At 65.7% G+C, this 19,282-nt stretch carries 23 protein-coding genes; 14 read left to right on the plus strand and 9 right to left on the minus strand.

Annotated elements, in window-relative coordinates; translation table 11 throughout:
* Positions 1–201 precede the first annotated feature (201 nt).
* Both AU187_RS26165 and AU187_RS19885 read left to right on the plus strand, forming a co-directional pair.
* Positions 202–651, plus strand: a complete 450-nt coding sequence (locus AU187_RS26165; protein WP_082683738.1) for an SRPBCC family protein — start codon at positions 202–204, stop codon at positions 649–651.
* A gap of 355 nt (positions 652–1,006) precedes the next feature.
* Complete coding sequence (locus tag AU187_RS19885; RefSeq protein WP_172800312.1) at positions 1,007–1,399, plus strand: nuclear transport factor 2 family protein; 393 nt, start codon at positions 1,007–1,009, stop codon at positions 1,397–1,399.
* A 677-nt stretch (positions 1,400–2,076) separates the two neighbouring features.
* Here the strand turns inward: AU187_RS19885 and AU187_RS19890 are convergent.
* Positions 2,077–2,409 (minus strand): type II toxin-antitoxin system PemK/MazF family toxin, encoded by a 333-nt coding sequence (locus AU187_RS19890; RefSeq protein ID WP_059102249.1) that lies wholly within the window; start codon positions 2,407–2,409, stop codon positions 2,077–2,079.
* Entirely contained in the window at positions 2,406–2,612 is a 207-nt protein-coding gene (locus AU187_RS19895) for an antitoxin MazE family protein (protein WP_059102250.1), read from the minus strand. The genes AU187_RS19890 and AU187_RS19895 overlap by 4 nt, the downstream gene beginning before the upstream one ends.
* Positions 2,613–2,866: 254 nt before the next feature.
* On the opposite strand from AU187_RS19895, the gene AU187_RS19900 reads away from it, so the two are divergent.
* Positions 2,867–3,433 (plus strand): dihydrofolate reductase family protein, encoded by a 567-nt coding sequence (locus AU187_RS19900; protein ID WP_059102251.1) that lies wholly within the window; start codon positions 2,867–2,869, stop codon positions 3,431–3,433.
* A gap of 79 nt (positions 3,434–3,512) precedes the next feature.
* Here the strand turns inward: AU187_RS19900 and AU187_RS19905 are convergent, their stop codons facing one another.
* Positions 3,513–4,136, minus strand: coding sequence for a class I SAM-dependent methyltransferase (locus AU187_RS19905; protein WP_059102252.1), 624 nt, complete (start codon positions 4,134–4,136; stop codon positions 3,513–3,515).
* Between the two features lie 194 nt (positions 4,137–4,330).
* Between AU187_RS19905 and AU187_RS19910 the strand changes: the two genes are divergently transcribed.
* The 4 genes from AU187_RS19910 (at position 4,331) to AU187_RS19925 (ending at position 6,273) form a co-directional block, all read left to right on the plus strand.
* Entirely contained in the window at positions 4,331–4,714 is a 384-nt protein-coding gene (locus AU187_RS19910; RefSeq protein ID WP_059102253.1) for a VOC family protein, read from the plus strand.
* Positions 4,715–4,752: 38 nt separating this feature from the next.
* Complete coding sequence (locus AU187_RS19915; protein ID WP_059102254.1) at positions 4,753–5,037, plus strand: DUF1905 domain-containing protein; 285 nt, start codon at positions 4,753–4,755, stop codon at positions 5,035–5,037.
* 122 nt (positions 5,038–5,159) lie between these two features.
* On the plus strand, positions 5,160–5,588 hold the full coding sequence (locus AU187_RS19920; protein WP_059167223.1) for a nitroreductase/quinone reductase family protein: 429 nt from the start codon (positions 5,160–5,162) through the stop codon (positions 5,586–5,588).
* A 37-nt stretch (positions 5,589–5,625) separates the two neighbouring features.
* The gene (locus AU187_RS19925; RefSeq protein ID WP_172800313.1) at positions 5,626–6,273 is read left to right on the plus strand and encodes an FKBP-type peptidyl-prolyl cis-trans isomerase; all 648 of its coding nucleotides are present in this window, start codon (positions 5,626–5,628) and stop codon (positions 6,271–6,273) included.
* Between the two features lie 10 nt (positions 6,274–6,283).
* Here AU187_RS19925 and AU187_RS19930 read toward each other — a convergent pair whose 3' ends face one another.
* From AU187_RS19930 to AU187_RS19940, 3 genes are all read right to left on the minus strand, one after another.
* The gene (locus AU187_RS19930; RefSeq protein ID WP_172800314.1) at positions 6,284–6,604 is read right to left on the minus strand and encodes a hypothetical protein; all 321 of its coding nucleotides are present in this window, start codon (positions 6,602–6,604) and stop codon (positions 6,284–6,286) included.
* 92 nt (positions 6,605–6,696) lie between these two features.
* Positions 6,697–8,283: a threonine/serine exporter family protein gene (locus AU187_RS19935; protein ID WP_059102257.1), complete on the minus strand. Its 1,587-nt coding sequence runs from the start codon at positions 8,281–8,283 to the stop codon at positions 6,697–6,699.
* 51 nt (positions 8,284–8,334) lie between these two features.
* Positions 8,335–8,895: a hypothetical protein gene (locus AU187_RS19940; RefSeq protein ID WP_231740459.1), complete on the minus strand. Its 561-nt coding sequence runs from the start codon at positions 8,893–8,895 to the stop codon at positions 8,335–8,337.
* A 593-nt stretch (positions 8,896–9,488) separates the two neighbouring features.
* Between AU187_RS19940 and AU187_RS25555 the strand changes: the two genes are divergently transcribed.
* Entirely contained in the window at positions 9,489–9,629 is a 141-nt protein-coding gene (locus AU187_RS25555; RefSeq protein WP_156425396.1) for a hypothetical protein, read from the plus strand.
* A 31-nt stretch (positions 9,630–9,660) separates the two neighbouring features.
* Here the strand turns inward: AU187_RS25555 and AU187_RS19945 are convergent, their stop codons facing one another.
* Positions 9,661–10,095, minus strand: a complete 435-nt coding sequence (locus AU187_RS19945; RefSeq protein WP_059102258.1) for a DUF4383 domain-containing protein — start codon at positions 10,093–10,095, stop codon at positions 9,661–9,663.
* Positions 10,096–10,222: 127 nt separating this feature from the next.
* Here AU187_RS19945 and AU187_RS19950 point away from each other — a divergent pair, with 127 nt between their 5' ends.
* Complete coding sequence (locus tag AU187_RS19950) at positions 10,223–10,870, plus strand: MOSC domain-containing protein (protein WP_197413465.1); 648 nt, start codon at positions 10,223–10,225, stop codon at positions 10,868–10,870.
* On the opposite strand, the gene AU187_RS19955 is transcribed toward AU187_RS19950, so the two are convergent.
* Positions 10,839–12,050, minus strand: coding sequence for an NAD(P)/FAD-dependent oxidoreductase (locus AU187_RS19955; RefSeq protein WP_059102336.1), 1,212 nt, complete (start codon positions 12,048–12,050; stop codon positions 10,839–10,841). The genes AU187_RS19950 and AU187_RS19955 overlap by 32 nt on opposite strands.
* Positions 12,051–12,340: 290 nt before the next feature.
* Between AU187_RS19955 and AU187_RS19960 the strand changes: the two genes are divergently transcribed.
* The 3 genes from AU187_RS19960 (at position 12,341) to AU187_RS19970 (ending at position 15,882) form a co-directional block, all read left to right on the plus strand.
* Positions 12,341–13,300 (plus strand): esterase family protein, encoded by a 960-nt coding sequence (locus tag AU187_RS19960; RefSeq protein WP_059102337.1) that lies wholly within the window; start codon positions 12,341–12,343, stop codon positions 13,298–13,300.
* 66 nt (positions 13,301–13,366) lie between these two features.
* Entirely contained in the window at positions 13,367–14,926 is a 1,560-nt protein-coding gene (locus AU187_RS19965) for a class I adenylate-forming enzyme family protein (protein WP_156425397.1), read from the plus strand.
* On the plus strand, positions 14,923–15,882 hold the full coding sequence (locus AU187_RS19970; RefSeq protein WP_059102261.1) for a haloalkane dehalogenase: 960 nt from the start codon (positions 14,923–14,925) through the stop codon (positions 15,880–15,882). The genes AU187_RS19965 and AU187_RS19970 overlap by 4 nt, the downstream gene beginning before the upstream one ends.
* On the opposite strand, the gene AU187_RS19975 is transcribed toward AU187_RS19970, so the two are convergent.
* On the minus strand, positions 15,883–17,016 hold the full coding sequence (locus AU187_RS19975; protein ID WP_156425403.1) for an acyl-CoA dehydrogenase family protein: 1,134 nt from the start codon (positions 17,014–17,016) through the stop codon (positions 15,883–15,885).
* Positions 17,017–17,171: 155 nt separating this feature from the next.
* Between AU187_RS19975 and AU187_RS19980 the strand changes: the two genes are divergently transcribed.
* Complete coding sequence (locus AU187_RS19980) at positions 17,172–18,335, plus strand: NAD(P)/FAD-dependent oxidoreductase (protein WP_059102263.1); 1,164 nt, start codon at positions 17,172–17,174, stop codon at positions 18,333–18,335.
* On the plus strand, positions 18,332–19,222 hold the full coding sequence (locus tag AU187_RS19985; RefSeq protein ID WP_082683741.1) for an RNA polymerase sigma-70 factor: 891 nt from the start codon (positions 18,332–18,334) through the stop codon (positions 19,220–19,222). The genes AU187_RS19980 and AU187_RS19985 overlap by 4 nt, the downstream gene beginning before the upstream one ends.
* Positions 19,223–19,282 lie beyond the last annotated feature (60 nt).

Here is a 19,282-nt window from a genome sequence, read left to right on the forward strand (position 1 = left end):
GCACTGCGCTGAACGATCGTCGGGCAACAATACCGACGAGTAGGTCGTATCGCTCTTGCGGCACAGCGGTATTCGTCACTGTGACGTATTGGCAGTGGCACGGGAGAGAGGGGACCGGTGGTCGATCACCGACTACAGGGGGCCAGGTCCGACTGGCTGAAACCTGCCTTTACGTCCTATACGCCTAGTAGCTTGCGCGTTATGCCAACGTCGGTGTCAATCAGGGTCGAAGAACCGTCGACGGCGACACCGGAATCGGTGTACGACGTCCTCATGGACCTCGACCGGTGGTCGGACTTCATGCCGGGCGTCTCTGCTGCGTCATGGGAAGTGCAAGGAGCGCCCGACACGGGAGTCGGTGGCATCAGAAGGATGCGCCTCGGATTGGGCGTGACCCGCGACCACATCGTGGGCGGGACGAGACCCCACCATCATGCTTACGTCGCAGCGTTTCCGTGGTACGTGCCGCTGAGGGACTACCGAGGCGATATCCGTATTGAAGACCGACCGACTGGGTCCCTCATCGTGTGGACAGCGTCATGTACGCCTCGAATCCCGGGCCTAAGAAGCCTCCATCAGTCGCTCGAAAGAAGCTATGCGCGGTTGGCGGAAGCCCTGGCACGAGAGGCAGAGCGTAGTATTGACACTTAGCTGGGCATGAAAACCATTGTAACTCAATGCAAGTCACTGCCCTTCAACTGGTAATGGTGCGTGTTCAATGGGTGCGAGTTGCTCGTTGCGGTGCGGTCGGCTCGAGCGGCGCTAGCAAACTATTCAGCTGCGAGATCGGCGCCGGCGCGACGCCGGGCTTACGATGCCGTCCAGCGCGCACGTCACTGGAGGAGCCCACCATGGCTCTGCCTTCTCCGGTCCTGGTGCATAGCGGTTGACTCGCCGTCGATTCGTGGGAGCGTACTGTTCTGGCTGCGGAACGCCATTTCAGCCCATCTGAAAGGTAGCCGCCCTAACATCGCGGCTAGTAGCGGTCTTGCGGGAGGTCTCAAAGGTGGGCGAATCGGCGGAGTCGGTGGTTCGAGGGTTTCTTGCTGCGTGGCCGCGCTGGAGTGTCGACGAGCTAACCGGCTACTTCACCGAAGATGCGGTCTGGACCGACGGTCATAGCGAGCCCTATAGCGGTATCGCTGCCATCGAGACCCAGCTTCAAAAAATCGGGCAGCTGGTTCCTAGCACCACGGTCGAGATTACGAATCTCCTTTCGAGTCGCCGCATCGTCATGGTTGAACGTACGGACATCTTCGATTTCAAGGGCTGTGCCTTCAACGTGGAAGTGACGGGCGTACTTGAGGTCAATGGGGATGGACGGATCACCCGATGGCGTGACTACTACGACTCCCGGTTGCTGGAGAGTCGCGTTACTGAGCTCCTGAGCCAGCCGTAGATCGGCTCAATTCAATCTGCACCTTGCGATTGGTCAGAACGTACGGAATGCATTGTGCACCCGCGTAATTCGCCTGCCCAGCCAGTCAAGGCCATTACGTCACTGTGACGTAATGATGGAGGTTGGGGCCGGACAATGAGGAGGGGTCAGTCGTGTTCGATGCTCCGCCAGGAGTGCCCCCGGGCTAGTGGTGCGCGCTCACAAGGTGCGAGTTGCTTGTGGCCAGCGGGGGGAGTGGTGCTACTTCCCAAAAGAAGGGAGCCGCCGGGAGGTAGGATCGGCGACGCGAACAGGGCTGACTGAAATACGTTAGTTGTGAACGTGATTCGCCAGCAGTCAGTCGGTCCCAATTCGTCACTGTGACGGAATAATGCAGCATAGTGGGGGAAGTGGCGAGGGGGTATCCAGTCGCGGGAGGCGCTGCGCGTGAGGCGTGGCCGGCGCTAGTCGGCGCATCCCATAGCGCGGTCGGACGTGCGGCTCCCCGTTTGTGAAACTCGCGACGCAATTTGCGAGGGAAGCCGTCGACAGATTCACAATCGACGGCGGGGGCGGACCGCATCAATGGCGTTCCGTGTCGGAGACCCCCCGCCCCACCCAAGGTCACCAAAGTACCGATAAGCCACATTATGTCAAGTAGGAAACTGCATATTGCGCTGTCTCCCAACGGTTCTCACCTATCGAGCAAGACCAAGGAATGCCGTCATCGCTCGCTCGACCTCGATGACTTGCTCCGCTGTCAGCCGGCCGACTCGGGTTTGGACGTTCGACCTTTTGACGGTAGTGAGCTTGTCGATCATCACGTCACTATCGTGATCAAGTCCGGATAACCGCCCGTCTCCGCCGGCTATCCGAATGCGCATCAACGGCGCATCTAACAGCGTGCTGGACATGGGAGCAACAGTTACTGAACTCGTGGCGTCGAAGAGATCGTCCTGAACAATCACCGCGGGACGCGGTTTGGTCGCGTAGACGCCTCCTGCTACGGACCAGATCTCCCCTCTGTTCACTCCTCATCCCATGGCGTCGAGATGGCCTCGATGAAGTCCTGGTCGTCGGTGCTTTCGTCCGCTCGCGCGACCAACGAAGCCTGGCGGTGCGCCTCGGCGGCGAAACTCTCAGTGCGCACGTCAGGCACCCAGACCTGCAGCGGTCGCAGGCCCCGCTCCCGCATTCGCCGTCGGTATTCTGCGACCCTTTCCCTCACTGCCATGCCGCCATGTTACATGTAACGAAGAATCTGTGCAGCCGGATAGCAGATCGACCGGGTCAGCAAACAGACATTCCAAAGCCACCTCTCCCCCATGATCCCAAGGCTAAGTCGCCGGCACAGTCTCGCCGTGCACAAATTTATGGGGCGACGGCAACCTACGAAGGACGCCGCCTGTCGCTCGCCCATTTGCCGGATTTGCAAACATCTCGTGTCGCGTCGCGATGAGTCTCGCCCTCCGGTGCAGTCTGATCTGCATGGGCAGACTCATCTATGGCTTCAACGTGTCGGTGGACGGCTACATCGCCGACGCACAAGGCAACATCGACTGGTCTGATCCGAGCGAAGAACTGCACCAGTACTGGAACGACTTCGAGCGCGAGACCTCCCTGTCGTTCTACGGGCGGCGGCTCTACGAACTGATGTCCGCGTACTGGCCGACCGCCGACGAGGCTCCAGACGCCACTCCTCTGATCGTCGACTTCGCCCGCATCTGGCGCGACATGCCGAAGGTCGTGTTCTCGCGCACCCTGGAGTCCGTCGACTGGAACTCCCGCCTGGAACGCGGCGACCCGGTCGCGGTGGTGACGAAGCTGAAAGCCGAAACCGACGGCCAGTTGGAGGTGGCCGGCGCGACGCTGGCCGCACCGATCGTGCAGGCCGGGCTGGTGGACGAATACCGGATCGTGGTTGCGCCGACCGCCGTGGGCGGCGGCATCCCATTCTTCCCGACCCTGCCGTCATGGATCTCGCTGCGACTGTTGGAAAATCGTACCTTCCCGTGTGGCACCGTCCTGCTGCGCTACGAGGCGAAACACGACTAACGAGTCGATCCCCCCGCCTACCTTCGAGCACACCAATCCCCCGACGCTGCATGAAGCGCTCGGAGGCGCCCTGTCGGGACTATCCCGGCGTTACGTCCCGGCCGATCGGGAGCTTTCGCCAGGTCAACGCATACCGGAACATCGGCAGCCGTCGCCATTGCACACCGGGGAGCTCCTCTTCCGCACACTGACGTACTTCCGAATACGAGTGCGCTGGCGGCCATACGGTCGGCGCGGTGTGCTCCCAATGGTTTCGACGCAACGACAGCCACCGGTGCTGGACCACGCCCAGCACGTCGACGGCGAAGTCCCAGGGACGTGTCGACCGCGCGAGGCCGACCACAACCAGAACACCCCCAGGCGAGGTCAGTTCCGCGAAGCGTCGAAGAGCGGACCGGAGATCAGGCAGGTGATGCAACGCAGCGACGGATGCGACCACGTCGAAAGTCCGCTGAAATCGGTGGGCCATCACATCGCCGAGAATCCAGTCGACACCTTCGACTTCCCCGCGCGCGGCTTCCAGCACGTCATCATCCACGTCGATCGCCACCACCTCCGGGACTTTCTGACGTAGATCGGCGGCGAGCAAACCGTTGCCCGTCCCCACGTCGAGCGCGGAGCGAGCCTCAACAGGCACTGCATCGAGTACGAGCTGGTGGTAGTGAATGTTGTGATTCCAGCGCTGGGGCTGCTCTCCTCCCATAAGCGCAACGTTATCAACCGTTCTGCGAGGCAACACTTCTCAGATCGTCTGCATCGCAGCACGCGCCCGGGCCGCGAGCAATTGCGATCATGGAGTGTTCGTCGACTGGACAACGACGGCGTATCGCGTGCCGGCCTGCGGGCGACTTGCCGGCAAGGCGATGATTTTCGTCCTGCGGAGGAGTCTTACTGAGTATGACGATGACAACGAGAGTGCTGAGCGTGTCGGTTCCGGTGGCTGACCAGGACGCAGCGCTGAAGTTCTACACAGAGGTACTCGGGCTCGAACTCCGCACCGACGTGGAAGTCTGGCCGGGTGCGCGACTGATCGAGGTCGCGCCGCCGGGCTCGAGCGTTTCGCTGGTCCTTCTTCCGCCCGACAGCGAGATCCCGGTCGCAATCCGGTTGGGCACCACTGATGCGCAACAAGCCCACGACACGATCCGCAAGTCGGGGGTCACCCTGCACAACGAATCGCTGGTCCTGATGGAGGGAATACCGGCGATGTTCTCCTTCACCGACCCCGATGGCAACGGCTTGGTCTACCTGGAGGACACCGATGGGTTCGACTCGCGCTGACCAACCGGCTCGGCGTATCTGCAAGGAGGACAACGGTCATGGCGGATGCACGACCATTGGACATCACATTCACCGCTCGCCTGGGCAAGGCACGCCCCGGTGATACCTGGACCTGTGTACAGCTTGCCGGCTCGGCGCAGATCTTCGGTACTCGAGGTCTGGTCAAAGTCGCCGGCACCGTCGACGGACAGCCGTTCACCGGAGCGTTCATGGCCCTGGGCGACGGAACCCACAAACTTCCGGTGGCTGCTGCAACCCGCAGGGCAATCCACAAGGGCGACGGTGACGAGGTCGAGGTCCATCTCACCGAGCGGTTGAACTAACCGTTCTCTCATCGCTCGAAGCTCCCAATTCCTTCAGCCGCAGTGCAAGTCGTCGTAGGGTCGGCAGAGGTCCACCTCGCCCGTCACGATCATCTGAGCACCGAGCATGGGAGAACACCACGATGAGCGCACCTGATGATTGGAACACCCAGATAATCAACGAGTTCCGCGCGAACGACGGTCGCGTGGGCGGCAATTTCGAGGGCGCGCCGATGGTGCTCGTCCACCACACCGGCCGCAAAACCGGCAAGCAGAGCGTCACGCCGATGATATACCTGCCCGACGACGACGACCCTGACACCATCTATGTTTTCGCCTCCAAGGCGGGCGCACCGACGAACCCGGCGTGGTACTACAACCTCACCGCGGCCGGCACCGCACGGATCGAACTGGGTAGCGACACCCATCCCGTCAGCGCCACCGAGGTCCTCGGCGCCGACCGCGATCGCATCTTCGGCGAACAAGCCCGCCGCTACCCCGGTTTCGCCGAGTACGAAACGAAGACCGCCGGTATCCGCACAATCCCGGTACTCGCACTCAAGCGCACCTAGCGGCGCTGCGGTTGCGGCTGTCGGTAGCGTGACGGCCGTGAACCTTTCTCGTATGTCTTCCTCCGTGGCGCTCGCGGCCTGCGCCGCCTCCTTGACCATGACGCTCGCCGGCTGCGGCTCTGACACGGAGGCCTCATCGACAACCACCACTTCATCGACAAGCACCTCCTCCCTGGCCGACGAGTTCATCCCCTCGGTTACCGAAACGGCGGATCCGGCCGCCGCAACGTGCCCGACGGCTGCGCCGCAAGGCGGTGGCACGCCGGAGTGGACGTTCAATGGGGACACCGGCAGCGTCGCCGTCACCGGTTCCACCGCGACGGCGGCACCGCTTATCGAGGTCGAGCCGCCGTTCAGCGTGAGTGAGACCCAGGTGCACACGCTGCAGGCCGGTGACGGACCGGTCGTCGCAGACACGGCCACGGTCTTCGTCTGCTACATGGGCGTCAACGGACGCGACGGGTCCGTGTTCGACAACAGTTACGAACGCGGCATGCCGGTTGACTTCCCGCTCGACGGAGTCGTACCGGGATTTCAGAAGGCCATCGCCGGACAGAAGGTCGGGTCGACGGTCGCCGTCGCGATGACGTCGGCCGACGGCTACCCCGAAGGTCAGCCCACCGCTGGGATCCAGCCCGGCGACTCGCTGATCTTCGCGATCAAGATCCTGGACGCCTCACGCTGATCCGAGACTGTCAGCCGCCACCGGTGACGATGTTCTTCGACAGGTGGATGAAAGCACCGTTCTTCCACACACCCCAACGGCCGCCCCAGCCGGAGAACCACACGACGGGCTCTCCGAGCCAGAACTCGGCAGGCTTCCGCGGCGCGTTGGGTGGCACTGGGTCCCCGAGCATCGGCCTCGGGGCGGGCCCGGGCGACTCCGCCGCCAGCGCCGGTGCCGGAGGTGGTGGTGGCGGCGGCTGCGCGCTTGCCGGAGCACCCAGGCCGACGATGCCTGCGGTCAACCCGCCTGCGACTGCGACGACAGGTATCGCTGTCTTCAACAAGCTCATGAGCACGCCTCCAGCGGTAGACCGAATTCGATACTTAGAACTTATAACCTTCGTGTGCGGCGGCCAAACCGCCGCACACGTGTTTCAAGCTACTACTCCTGGGGGTCCTCGTCGTCGTTGCCGGACGTGTCGCTGCTCTCGGGTTCTTCCGTCCCGTCGTCGGTCGACTCCGGTTCCAACGCGACGCTTCGCATCCGCGGGATGATCTCCGTCGGCTGATCTTCGGCCGGTTGTAGGCGCACGACACGGCCGACGGCCCGGCGCAGCCCAGGCGGTCCTTCCTTCCGGATGAAGTCGCCGATCCGGCCGGCGCGGAAGCGCAGCGGTGAGCCGAGGAACTCGCCCAGTACCACCCCGCTGCCGAGCGCGAGCGCAATCGCGATCGCCGACATCATCTGGCGGATGCCGTTGTCGAAGTTGCCGTCGACGGCGAAGGCGAATACGGCGCGGAAGACAGCCAGACCCGGAAGCATCGGCATGATGCCCGCAGTGGCCGTCACCAAGGCGGGCGCTTGTCGGCGGATCGAGATCAGGGTGGCGACCAGACCGACACCGACCGCGGCGGCTCCGCTCGCGAATATCTGGCCGAAGCCCGCATTGCCGAGAGCGATCAACACCGCCTCGGCGAGTCCCGCCGCGAGTCCGGCGGTGAGGATGGCCCGCAGCGGTGCGTAGCTGGCAACGGTCAGACAGGCACCCGCCAGCGCCGCGCCGAATATTGCGAGAGAGATGGACAACGGTCGGCTCGGCGCGATGAAGGATTCCGTCGCGTCGACGTGCAACGAGATGGAGACGCCAGCGATTTCGGCGATCTGCAAACCCGCGAGGATCCCTACGACGATTCCGGAGGTCATCAGCACCGCTTCCCCGAGCCGGGCGAGCGAGGTGAGCATGTAGCCGGTCACCGCGTCCTGCATCGCGCCCACGAATGTCAGCCCGGACAACAACATGACGATTCCGGTTGCGACCATGACCGTCGGACCCAAGTCGGCGTAGAGGTAAGCCGCCACGGCGACCGAGGTGGCTATCGCTGCTCCGGCCACCTGCTGGAAGAAGAACGGCGTGCCGATGCGGTTCAGCCTGCGGCCCACCTGGTCGATGACAGCCGACGTCACGGCGGCCAGGATGCAGGTCAACCAGCCACCACCGAGCAGCATCGCGATGCCCAGGGCGAAGCCCGCCCATCCCACCGTTGCCAGCCAACGCGGATAAGGATGTGGCCGTTCGGACAGCTCGTCCATCGCCTCATGAGCCTGATCGACCGTCACACCGCCGGAGGTGATCCGCTGGACGAGTTGGTCGAGTTCACCCAGTCGGGTGTAGTCGGTCGAACGAGCGTGCACGCCGCGGACGATGGTGACTGGCGGACTGTCCGCGGTCGGCAACGCCGACACGATGACCGTGGTGACGAAGATGTCGACGACACAGTCGGTCAGGCGGTAGGCCTGCGCCACGTCTTGAGCGGTCGCGACGACGTCGGCGGTACCTGACCCCGAGGAGAGCATCACCTCGGCGAGGCGGATCGTCAGATCGAGGACCTTGCGGGTGTGCAGGTCGCCCATGCCGTCCGAACGGCGCCGCCGCTGCCCGGCGATGGGCGCTGGATCGCGTCGACCGCGCAGTGCACTTCGCAAACCACGACGGACGCGACCATTGCCGGGCGTTCGATCTAGCGCCATTGAGGTGCAGGATACTGACGCCGCGTCGCAGTGCCGCACCCAGCGCTGCCGCTAGTCGCCCGCAACTGTCACCTGCGCCGGCCCTCGGGCGGACACCATGGCCCAGGCGGCCACTCCCCCTGCGGCGGCCGACAGGACATGCCACACGCCGTGGTACTGCCACAGGCTGTCGGGTCGACACAGCGGCGAGCCGGATCGGCCTGCGACATAGGCCGCCACACCGAGCATGAAGACACCTGCCGCTGTGATCCACGCCGACCGCCGCTTCCCGCGAACGCCGCGGGCCAAGCCGACCATGCACAGCGCCCCCGCGGCGACGATAGGCCAGTCGTGGACCAGCCCCGCCCACGACGGCTGAGGGCCGTGGTAGACGACGCTGCCGAAACCCACTGCGACAAGCGCGGCTCCAGCCGCTGGCGCCAGGACTCCCCTACCCCGTAGGGCCCAGCACAGAACGGCCAGCCCGGCGGCCACGTACGCCAGGCTGGTGAGGGCCAGGACAGGTTGTGCCAACACTCCATCCGCGATCCGCTCGCAGTCCGAGTGACCGAACGTCGAGTGCCGCATGTCGATCAACCATACCGGCACCCGGCGTCCGAAAACGTACTGCATTGTCACGCAAAGATATTCGGCTCTCGTCGTCCTCAAGGGCAGGGCCCGGGAAGGAACAGTGACCAGCACCATCCGGGCGGAAGCGGCGGAGTGAGGTTGGGAGGCGGCGGAGGCGGCGGCGGTGGTGCCTCTCCTTCGAAGATGTTCTGAGCGACGTTGCCCTGCCCGTGGTAGACGTACCAGTAAGTGTGACAAACGGTTTCGTCCCATACCACCGGGTTCACCCGCAGATTGCCGGTCTGCACCGGAGGATCCCCCGGACACCAGCGACATGGACCCGCGGGACTTTCATCCGGGCACCCGGGCCAGGCCTGCATCGGGACCGGGCGGCCCGGAAATGCCTGAGCAGTGCCCGCCATTGGTCCGACACCGGCGATCGCGACGCCTACCGACATCAGCACAGCGCCGAGGGTTCGCTTCGGGTTGGAAGTTGCGGTCATGTCTGTCCCTCGTGCTCATCGTCGTCCGCGCAAGGCGCCGTCGGGGCAATTACACGAAGAGTGTTCGGCTACCGATCCCAACTACCGAGCGGTTTCCTCAGCCGGTCACTGGGTATCGCAGTGCAGGAAACCTGATGGACCAGGAGAGAATCGATGAGCTCACCGGAACAGCCCGCGGAGGAAACGCCACAGGGCGACGACGTTGGACAGGCGGTGCCGCCGACCGCTCCGGCATATTCCACGCCTCCGCCGGAAGGCGTGCCCTCGGCTGACGACCAGGACGCTTCCGGCTGAGCGTTCAGCGAAGGTCAAGTTCGGACACCGATCACGGTCCCCGACGCAGATCGGCAAGCGAGTTGCGTAAGCCTCCATCCATGCGGATCTGAATACCGGCGACCGCGATCATCACCGCGGCGGTCACCAGGTGCACGACCGCGTCAGTGATGTTGTTGGGGAACGTGAACACGTAGGCGACCTGGTGCGAGAAGAACGCCCAGATCCCGGGCAGTGCGCCGGCCACCGCCGCGACGAGCAGATACAACACCGACCACGACTTGCGCATCGCGAAAACCAGACCCGGCCCGAACAGCGCCAACCCGGCGACCGCATGCCAGCCGTTGTAGTCCATTCCGAGGATCTGCGCGGTCGGCGCATCCGGGCCGGTCGCAAAGCTCGGTTCGACGATGAAGCCGATCACCGCCTGGATGACGTGGAAGACGGCGATGACCAGTAGACCGACCTGGGCGAAACTCCACTTCACGGTCGCACCTCCCGTTGGTGTCGGCAGCTTCGTCGTGGATACTACGCTACGTAGTAGAGATGGTGAAGTAACTTTCTGCGTTCCGAGTCGCCGCGCCGGCCGCCGTTACCCTGTGCGGGTGACGAAAGTGCTGTCGGTGAATGTCGCTCGAGTACGGGTGAATCCGGACGCGCCGTCGAGATCGACGGGCATCGACAAGGTAGCCGCCGCCCACGAGGTGATGGTGCGCGCGCCGGGCCCGATGAGGGGCGGCTTGGGCAGCGGGCTCGTCGGCGACACCATCGGTAATCCGAAGCTGCACGGCGGAGACGACCAAGCGGTATACGCCTACGCCCGAGAAGACCTCGACGACTGGGAAACCCGGCTGGATCGCCCACTCACCAACGGCATGTTCGGCGAGAACCTCACCACGACAGGGGTCGACGTCACGCAGGCGCGGATCGGCGAACGGTGGCGCGTCGGCACCGATGGGCTGCTGCTCGAAGTGTCCGCGCCGCGCACGCCGTGTCGCACGTTCTCGGCCTTTCTGCAACTGGACCGTTGGATCAAGACCTTCACTGAAGCCGCGAAACCCGGTGCGTATCTTCGGGTTATCTCGCCGGGGACGGTGCGCGCGGGTGACGAGATCGTCGTCGAGGCCCACCCCGAACACGACGTGACCATCGAGATGGCCTTCCGCGCACGGATGTCCGACCCGTCGCTGCTCCCACAGTTGCTCACGGCCGATGCCCTGTCGGCCGAACTCAAGGCATATGTGCGTAGGCGTCACGGCTAGCCGCGGCGTCCGGATTGCCCCATCCCTCCCAGAACAGCAGGTGTGACCGCACACCTGGATGGCTCACCGTGTCAAGGACCTTGATCCCGGCATTCGCGATGGCCGGGACGCCGACCACCCGGTGAAAGAACCGGCCCAGACGGTACTGCCTTCCCCAGTCCGCCTCGACGCGCTGCGCGTAGTTCGTGAAGTCGTCGGGCCCGCCATTAGTCAACGCCGCAATCGCGCACTCCCCTGCGGCCATCCCGGACTGCAGCGCCTTCGAAATGCCCGCTCCCGAAACGGGTCTGGCGGCTCCGAGGGCGTCACCGGCGAACAGCACACCCGGCCGCCATGGCGGCCAGGCGGTGAAACCCATCGGCAGCCGCCACGCCTGAAGCGCCTTGGACTTCTTCAGGTCGTCGATCGGTGGCAGCTTCCAGTCGCGCGGAAGTCCGGCCAAGAACTCGTCGAGGAGGGCCGTGGCGTTGATCCGGTGCCAGTTCTTGTAACTGGTGCAGTAGCCCAGGCCGATGTTGGCTCGCCCGCCGCCCAAAGGGAACAGCCAGCCATAGCCGGGCAGTTGGTCCCCGTCGAAGGTCAGCTTCAAGTAGATGTCGAGCGTATCGGTGTCGGGTCGGTCGACGGGCATCTCGGCGCGAATCGCGATCGCCGAATACCCGTGATACCTCGAGTCGAGGTTCAGCGCACGCTTGACCGGTGAATAGGCACCGTCGGCGGCGATCACCGCGTCCGCCCGCACGTGTTCGCCGCCTCGAAGTGTGACACCGGCGACGCGGCCGGCGCGATCGACGATCGCAGCGACGACCTCCGCGCCCTGCCGCACTTCGGCGCCGGCGGTCTGGGCCCGTTCGAGCAGCAGCGTGTCGAGGTCCGTACGGCGAGCCACGTAGCCGTGGTCGGGCATCCCCGGGCGGCGTGGAAACGCGAGGTTCCATTCGCTCGGGCTGAAGACCTTGGCACCGTTCACACGGTGGAACCGCGCGACTTCTTCGGCCAATCCCATTTTCTGCATGAAGCTCACGGCGCGCGGTGTCAGCCCGTCGCCGCACGGTTTGTCGCGCGGAAACGTGGACTTGTCGAGCACAACGACGCGTGCGCCAGTGCGGACCGCCTGCCAAGCCGCCGCCGCCCCGGCCGGTCCGCCGCCCGCGATCACCAGGTCGTAGCCCCGTCTCATCTCACTCGCCTCGGCATCCTCGTTCTCGGCACCGACGCTATTCGCTGCGTCGGCGCGCCGCAGAAAGTCGGCGATTACCGATTGGTGACGCTCACGGCGCTGCAATCGACGGTTTCGTAACGCGGTGGTGCCCGGTGCCGACAAACAGTCAGCAGCGGTTGCGCGGCGGGTTCTCCCCATATCCGGCAGGTGTGAAGCAGCAGCATCTACTCGGCAGCCGGCCACCGGCGCCGGTCGGCCACATCCGCAACGACCGCTCGGCGGTATCCCTCAACAGGAAAGTCCAGGCGATGACATTGCTACACAGTTGGGTGCGCCGGTTGATGGCCGGCGCCACGGTGGCCCTGATGATTCCGGCCCTGGTCGCGGTGGCGGGCGGATCGTCCACCGCCGCGGCGTACTCGCGACCGGGTCTGCCGGTCGAGACGCTCATGGTCCCGTCGGCCGCGATGGGCCGCGACATTCCGGTCAAATTCCAGGGAGGTGGCACCCATGCGGTGTATCTGCTCGACGGATTGCGCGCCCGTGACGACAACAGCGGCTGGGACATCGAGACGGCGGCGTTCGAGAACTATTTCGAGTCGGGGCTCTCGGTGGTGATGCCGGTCGGCGGCATGTCGAGTTTCTACACCAACTGGCAGAGTCCGGCGGTGGGCAACGGCGGCACCTACACCTATCAGTGGGAGACGTTCCTCACCTCCGAGTTGCCGGCGTATCTGGCCGCCAACAAGGGCATTTCGTCTAGCGGTAACGCCGTCGTGGGTCTGTCGATGTCGGGTAGTGCGGCGCTGATCCTGGCCGCCTACCACCCGGGTCAGTTCCGCTATGCGGCATCGCTGTCGGGCTTTCTGAACCTGTCCGACGGCGTCTGGCCGCTGCTGGTCGGCGTCGCGATGCGCGACGCGGGAGGGTTCAGCGCCACCGCGATGTGGGGCCCGCCCGGCGGACCGGCGTGGCAGCGCAACGACCCGACGGTCAACGTCGGCCGGTTGGTGAGCAACGGCACCCGCATCTGGGTGTACTGCGGCAACGGCGTCCCGTCGGAACTCGGCGGCGGCGGGGACATCGCCGGCCAGTTCCTCGAGACCATCACCCTGGACAGCAACAAGAATTTCCAGCAGGCCTACGAGGCCGCGGGCGGAAGCAACGGCACGTTCAACTTCCCGGCCAACGGCACCCACGGGTGGGGCTACTGGGGTTCGCAGCTGAACGCGATGAAGGGCGACATCCAGGCCACGCTGGGCGCCTGAGGTCCGCAGACGTCGCTGGGCGGCCGCCTCGTGCGGTCGCCCGGTGTCGTCGGAGACAATCGCTGCGTGACACAGCAGCCACGCCCGACCGTTCCCGCGCTCCTCGACCACGCCTGCGACGAGTTCGGCGAGCAGCTCTATCTGATCACCCCGGCGGATCGGCTCACCTACCGCGAGGCGCAGCAGCGCTCGGCGCGGCGTGCGCAATGGCTGCTGCGCGAGGGCGTCGGCAAGGGCACCCGCGTCGGGCTGTTCTTCCCGAACGGGGTCGACTGGGTCATCTGGTGGCTGGCGGTGTCACGTATCGGCGCGCTGGCCGTGCCCCTGAGCACGCTCTACACCCCGGCGGAGATCGCCAAAGTGGCACGGCTGGCCGACATCGCGGTGCTCATCGCTCCCAGCCGGGTACTGACCATCGATGTCGCCGAGCGTTTCGAGGCGGCCTGGCGCGAGTTGGCAGCCCAGCCGGCCGGGCGGCTGGGCCTGGCGGCCGCGCCGTACTTGCGCCGCATCGTGTTCGTCGACGATCCGGTTCCCGACTGGGCCACCCGGTGGGACGACGATGCCGAGGGTGTCACCGCCGAACTGCTGAGCGCCGCCGAGGCCGAGGTCTCCCCCGCCGATCTCGCTGTCGTCATCCACACCTCGGGCTCGACCGCGGACCCGAAAGGCGTCGTGCACACCCACGGCACGCTGGTGCGGCAGACGTCGACGTGGCCGAGCGCGATCCGCGCGGTGGCGAAAAGCGAAGGGCCGACACGGATCCTGTGTGCGATGCCGTTCTTCTGGGTCGGCGGGCTGCTCGCCGCCACCGGGGCGTTGCACGAACCCGTCACCGTGCTCGCGATGCCACGCCTGGACGCCGAGACCGCGCTGGACCTGATCGAACGGGAGCGGGCCGCCGGCGTCGTCGGATGGCCGGCGTTCACCCAGCGGTTGCGTGAGCACCCGAGCTTCGGCGACCGCGATCTGAGCAGTGCGCCGATGCTGCGCGACGGGCCGCTCGACATCGCGATGGTCGATGTGCCCGACGGATTTCCCGTGCACCGCACCATGTCCGAGACGGCGGGCGGCTTCGCGTTCACCGACATGCGTATCGTCGACGAGGACGGCAACGACGTCGCCGACGGGGCGGTCGGCGAACTGCTCGTCCGCGGCATCGGCGTGATGGCGGGCTACAACAAACGGGAGCGGTGGGAGACGTTCGACGCAAACGGTTGGTACCACACCGGTGACCGCGTCTACCGCCGCAACGGGGACCCGCGACTGTTCTACGTGGGACGGACCACCGAGCTGATCAAGGCCGCGGGCGCCAACGTGTCGCCACTCGAGGTCGAGGCCGTCATCGGCGAATTCCCCGACGTCGCGCAGTGTCTCGTGCTCGGCATCGACGATCCCACGCGTGGCGAGGAAGTCTGTGCGGTCGTCGTGCCCGTCGGCGCCGGCATCGATGTCGATTCGCTGGCCGCCTACACCCGCGCGCACCTGTCGGCCTACAAGGTGCCGACCCGCTGGGTTTCGGTGACCAGTGAGCAGGTTCCGACGCTGCCCAGCGGAAAGTTCGACCGAAAGACGCTGCGCGCCATGGTAGTCGACGGTCTCCTCGACTCCACGGTGATCCGATGACCGTGATCAGAACCCCGGACGAGCGCTTCGCGGTGCTGCCCGACTATCCGTTCGAGCCCCGCTACGTCGATGTCGAATCGCGCGGAGTCAGCCCACTGCGAATGCATTACGTCGATGCAGGCCCCGCCGAGGCGCCCGTCGTCGTCCTGCTCCACGGGCAGCCCACCTGGTCGTATCTCTACCGGCACGTCATCGGCGTGCTGCTCGCCGCTGGGCTTCGGGTGATTGCGCCGGACCACATCGGCTACGGCCGGTCCGACAAACTGACCGACCCGACGGACTACACGTTCGACCGGCACATCGACTGGTTGCACAGCGCGATCACCCGACTGGATCTCTCGGATGTCACGTTGGTCGTGCAGGACTGGGGCGGACCCATCGGGCTCAGCGTGCTGGCACGCGACCCCGACCGATTCGCGCGCGTCGTCGCGACGAACACCATCCTGCACACGTGCGAACCCGACCTCGCGGGGAAGCTGGAGTGGCCGCACCACGCGCTCGGTGACGGACAGGTCATCCACCAGGAGACTCTGCTCGACTATGTGGCGTACTACCAACGCTCGCCGGAATTGGTCCCGAGCGTCTTCCTCGACGCGGTGGCCGGGCCGTTGAGCCCAGATGTCCTCGCCGCCTACGACGCACCGTTCCCCGACCGTAGGTTCACGGCCGGGCTGCGTCAGATGATCGCGTTGATCCCGTTGACGCGCAACGATCGCGGGGCTGCGATCGGACGCGCCACCATGGCCGCGCTGAGTGATTGGCGGCGGCCGTTCCTCACCGCGTACTCCGACGGCGATCCGGCAACGCGCGGTTGGGACAAGGTGTTCACCGACCACGTTCCCGGTGCGAAGGGCCAACCTCACACGACCGTGACAGGTGCCGGCCATTTCGTCCAGGAGCAACGGGGTGAGGAACTCGGTCGCATCATCGCCGAGTTCGTCACGCGCACCGGCTGATTACAGACCGAACTGGTCGTCGATGACGCCGAGCCAGATCTGGGCCGCGTCGATGGCCACCTTCTCGCTGATGAACGCGTGCTGGGTGCCGGTGTACATGTCGCGAAACGCTCGTTCCAGGCGGGTGCCCTCGCGAATCGAGCTGGTGCCCGCGACGAGATGCGCCCACTCCGCACATTGACGGGCCACGTCGGTGGCGTATACGGCGGCCACCCGCATGTCTGCGCGCAGGGCCGGGGTCAGATCCTCGCCCGCCGCGACAGCGCTTTCGGCCGTCTCGAAGGCGTCGAGCACCAGCAGCCGCGCCGCCCGCCAGGCAGCGACGTGGTGGGCCAGCCCCTTCTGGAAGGTCGGCCGACTGGCCAGCGACGCCATGTCGCTCATCCGGAACTTCGTCGCGGCAAGCTCTTGGACATCGTCGAGCATGCTCTTGGCCACCCCGAGTGCCCAGGACGCATGGCCGGCGGCGGTGACCGGCATCATCCCCATCCTCGTCGCGGGCGACGATCCGCGCAGCGGTTCGCGGGTGAACAACGCGAAAGTCCGTTCGGCCGGCACGAAGACGTCCTCGACGCTGTAGTCGTAGGAGCCCGTACCCTTGAGCCCCTGCACATGCCAGCCGTCGTTGAAGCTCACCTGCTCGCGCGGCAGCACCGCGACCTGCATGTCCGGCACACCTTCGCTGACCCAGCGCATCTCGCTGCCGTCCATCGGCAGGAAGCCCGCGGCGACATAGTGCGAATGCCCGATCCCCGACCCGAAGCTCCACGACCCGGTCAGCCGGTAACCGCCCGGTACGGCGGTGCCCTGACCATTGGGGAAGAACTGCCCGCCCATGGTCACGCGATTGTCGTGTGCGGTGAACACCTCGGCGAATCCCGCGTCGGGCAGGTAGGCGGCCGCGGCGAACGACGACGGCAGGTTGGCGATCCCGATCCACCCGAACGATCCGTCCTGCCATGCCATTTCGATCCAGGTCTCGATCATCTCGGCGAAGGACGGTTCCACCCCGCCTGCGGGTGCCGGATTGAACGCCGTCATCAGACCGGTATCCCACATCGCCTCGACGATCGCCGGGCTCAGCGTGCGCAGCCGCTCCGACTCCCCGGCTTCGCCCTGTACGGTCTCGCGCATGGTGCGGACCCGCCCCGCGATGCTCTCGGCGGATTCCAGTGTCGACGTCACCCGTCCTCTTTATCAGAAGGCCGCGTCAAAGCGCCGACATGTCACAAATCGGGTGCCTGCATACGTCTTGGGGTTGTCAATCACCGAACAAGGAAGGCAGCACCATGTACGAGATCGTGATCCTGGGCGGCGGCTACACCGGTATGGCGGCGGCGACCGGGCTGGCCGGGCGCCTGAAGCGCCGCGACGACGTGCGCGTCACGCTGGTCAACGCGCAGGCCCGGTTCACCGAACGGCTCCGTCTGCACCAGGTCGCCTCCGGACAGCGATTGAACGACCTGCAGATTCCGGACCAGCTCGCGGGCACCGGTGTCGAATTCGTCCAGGGCTGGGTGACCGGCTTCGATGCGCAGGCGCGGACCGTTCGGGTCGATGACGCGACGACGCTGCGCTACGACACCCTGGTCTTCGCGCTGGGCTCCGTCGCCGACACCGTCAGGGTGCCCGGGGTCGACGAGTTCGCTTACACCCTCAACAGCGCGCAGGACGCCCAGCTGCTCGCCGACCAGCTGGCTCGGCTCGGGGATGACGGCACGGTAGTGGTCGCTGGCGGCGGACTGACCGGCATCGAGGCAGCCGCCGAGATCGCTGAACAGCACCCCGGACTCGACGTTGTCCTGTTGAGCCGGCAGGAACCCGGCTCGATGATGGGCGCCCGCGCACAGGTGCGCCTGCATGCTGGTCTTGAGCGGCTCGGAGTTCGGGTTCGAGCCGGAGTCGACGTCGTCAAGGTGATGTCGGACGGCGTCGCGCTCGGCGACGGTGAGGTCATCACCGCACAGGCGGTCCTATGGACGGCGGGCGTGCGCGTCTCCCTGGTCGCGGCGGCGGGCGGGTTGGCCGTGGACGACCATGGTCGCATCGTCACCGACGAGTCGCTGCGGTCGATCACGCACCCGAACGTCTACGCCGTCGGCGACGCGGCCGCAGTTCGCCAGGGCTACGGCGTCATCCACGGCACCTGCCAAAGCGGCATCCCCACCGCGATGCACGTCGCCGCCTCCATCGCCCGGGAGCTGAAAGGCAAGCAGCCCAGGCGGTTCCGCTTCGGCTACATTCACCAGCCGGTGAGCCTGGGCCGTAACGACGCGGTGATCCAGTTCACCCACGCCGATGACACGCCGGGCCGGTTCTACTTGGCCGGCCGAATGGGGGCGGCGTACAAAGAGACGGTGAGCTCGAGCCCGTGGTCGACCTATCGGTTGGTGAAACTGATTCCGGCACTCGGCGCTGCGATGTGGCGCCGCGGCGGCAGGGCCACCCGGTGAACGATCAGCAGACATTCGCCGACCACCGGAACCTGTTGTTCGCGATCGCTTACCGCATCCTCGGCTCGGCCGCCGACGCCGAGGATGTGGTGCAGGACGCGTGGTTCAGGTGGTCGGCCGACGATCGCGCAATGGTCTCCGATCCCAAGGCCTATCTTTCCCGCATCGCCTCCAACCTGTCGATGGACCGGCTGCGTGCAACGCAGCGTCAGCGCGAAACGTACGTCGGGCCGTGGCTTCCAGAGCCGATCCTGACCGAATCCGACGCCTCCGACGACGTTGTCGCCGTCGATTCGGTATCGATGGCGATGCTCGTTGTGCTCGAGACCCTCAGCCCGCTGGAACGCGCGGTGTTCGTGCTCAAAGAGGCATTCGACTTCAGCTACCGCGAAATCGCCGAAGCCGTGGAGCGTTCCGAGTCCGCGGTGCGGCAGGCCGCGCATCGCGCTCGCGGACACGTGCAGGCCCGCAGGCCGCGATTCGAGGCCGACCGGTCCAAGAAGCGGCAGGCCACCGAGCGGTTCTTCGCCGCGAGCGTGGGTGGTGATATCAATGCGCTGATGGAGCTACTCGCGCCTGAGGTTACGTTGTGGACCGACGGCGGTGGCAAGGTCCGCCAGGCGATGCGCCCCTTGATCGGTGCAGAAAAGGTCGCACGCTGGATCGCCGGAACGGTTCAACGCCCGTACGAAGGCGTCGAAATCAGCGATATGACAGCGGAAGTCGTGGAGATCAACGGTGCGCCCGGGATCGTGCTGCGCGGCGCCGGCCGCGTGCTCGCCACTCTCACCGTCGATCTCGACGACACCGGCCGTATTGCGGTAATCCACAACATCGCCAATCCCGACAAGCTGCATGCCGTCGCCGACGGGGTTCGCAGGCTCTAAGCTGATACCGAAAGCACCTGTCCGCCAAGGGTAATCCGAGGCTAGCGGCCGCCCTACCGC

It is taken from the genome of Mycobacterium sp. IS-1556, from assembly GCF_001499985.1.
GTDB lineage: Bacteria > Actinomycetota > Actinomycetes > Mycobacteriales > Mycobacteriaceae > Mycobacterium.

Bases quoted from the DNA above. Each gene is read 5' to 3' on its own strand.
- AU187_RS19970 (WP_059102261.1), top strand. From the start codon at position 14,923: ATGACCGTGATCAGAACCCCGGACGAGCGCTTCGCGGTGCTGCCCGAC.
- AU187_RS26165 (WP_082683738.1), top strand. From the start codon at position 202: ATGCCAACGTCGGTGTCAATCAGGGTCGAAGAACCGTCGACGGCGACA.
- AU187_RS25555 (WP_156425396.1), top strand. From the start codon at position 9,489: ATGAGCTCACCGGAACAGCCCGCGGAGGAAACGCCACAGGGCGACGAC.
- AU187_RS19895 (WP_059102250.1), bottom strand. From the start codon at position 2,612: ATGGCAGTGAGGGAAAGGGTCGCAGAATACCGACGGCGAATGCGGGAG.
- AU187_RS19900 (WP_059102251.1), top strand. From the start codon at position 2,867: ATGGGCAGACTCATCTATGGCTTCAACGTGTCGGTGGACGGCTACATC.
- AU187_RS19930 (WP_172800314.1), bottom strand. From the start codon at position 6,604: ATGAGCTTGTTGAAGACAGCGATACCTGTCGTCGCAGTCGCAGGCGGG.
- AU187_RS19960 (WP_059102337.1), top strand. From the start codon at position 12,341: ATGACATTGCTACACAGTTGGGTGCGCCGGTTGATGGCCGGCGCCACG.
- AU187_RS19940 (WP_231740459.1), bottom strand. From the start codon at position 8,895: ATGCAGTACGTTTTCGGACGCCGGGTGCCGGTATGGTTGATCGACATG.
- AU187_RS19975 (WP_156425403.1), bottom strand. From the start codon at position 17,016: ATGCGCGAGACCGTACAGGGCGAAGCCGGGGAGTCGGAGCGGCTGCGC.
- AU187_RS19920 (WP_059167223.1), top strand. From the start codon at position 5,160: ATGAGCGCACCTGATGATTGGAACACCCAGATAATCAACGAGTTCCGC.
- AU187_RS19915 (WP_059102254.1), top strand. From the start codon at position 4,753: ATGGCGGATGCACGACCATTGGACATCACATTCACCGCTCGCCTGGGC.
- AU187_RS19905 (WP_059102252.1), bottom strand. From the start codon at position 4,136: ATGGGAGGAGAGCAGCCCCAGCGCTGGAATCACAACATTCACTACCAC.
- AU187_RS19910 (WP_059102253.1), top strand. From the start codon at position 4,331: ATGACGATGACAACGAGAGTGCTGAGCGTGTCGGTTCCGGTGGCTGAC.
- AU187_RS19935 (WP_059102257.1), bottom strand. From the start codon at position 8,283: ATGGCGCTAGATCGAACGCCCGGCAATGGTCGCGTCCGTCGTGGTTTG.
- AU187_RS19980 (WP_059102263.1), top strand. From the start codon at position 17,172: ATGTACGAGATCGTGATCCTGGGCGGCGGCTACACCGGTATGGCGGCG.
- AU187_RS19955 (WP_059102336.1), bottom strand. From the start codon at position 12,050: ATGAGACGGGGCTACGACCTGGTGATCGCGGGCGGCGGACCGGCCGGG.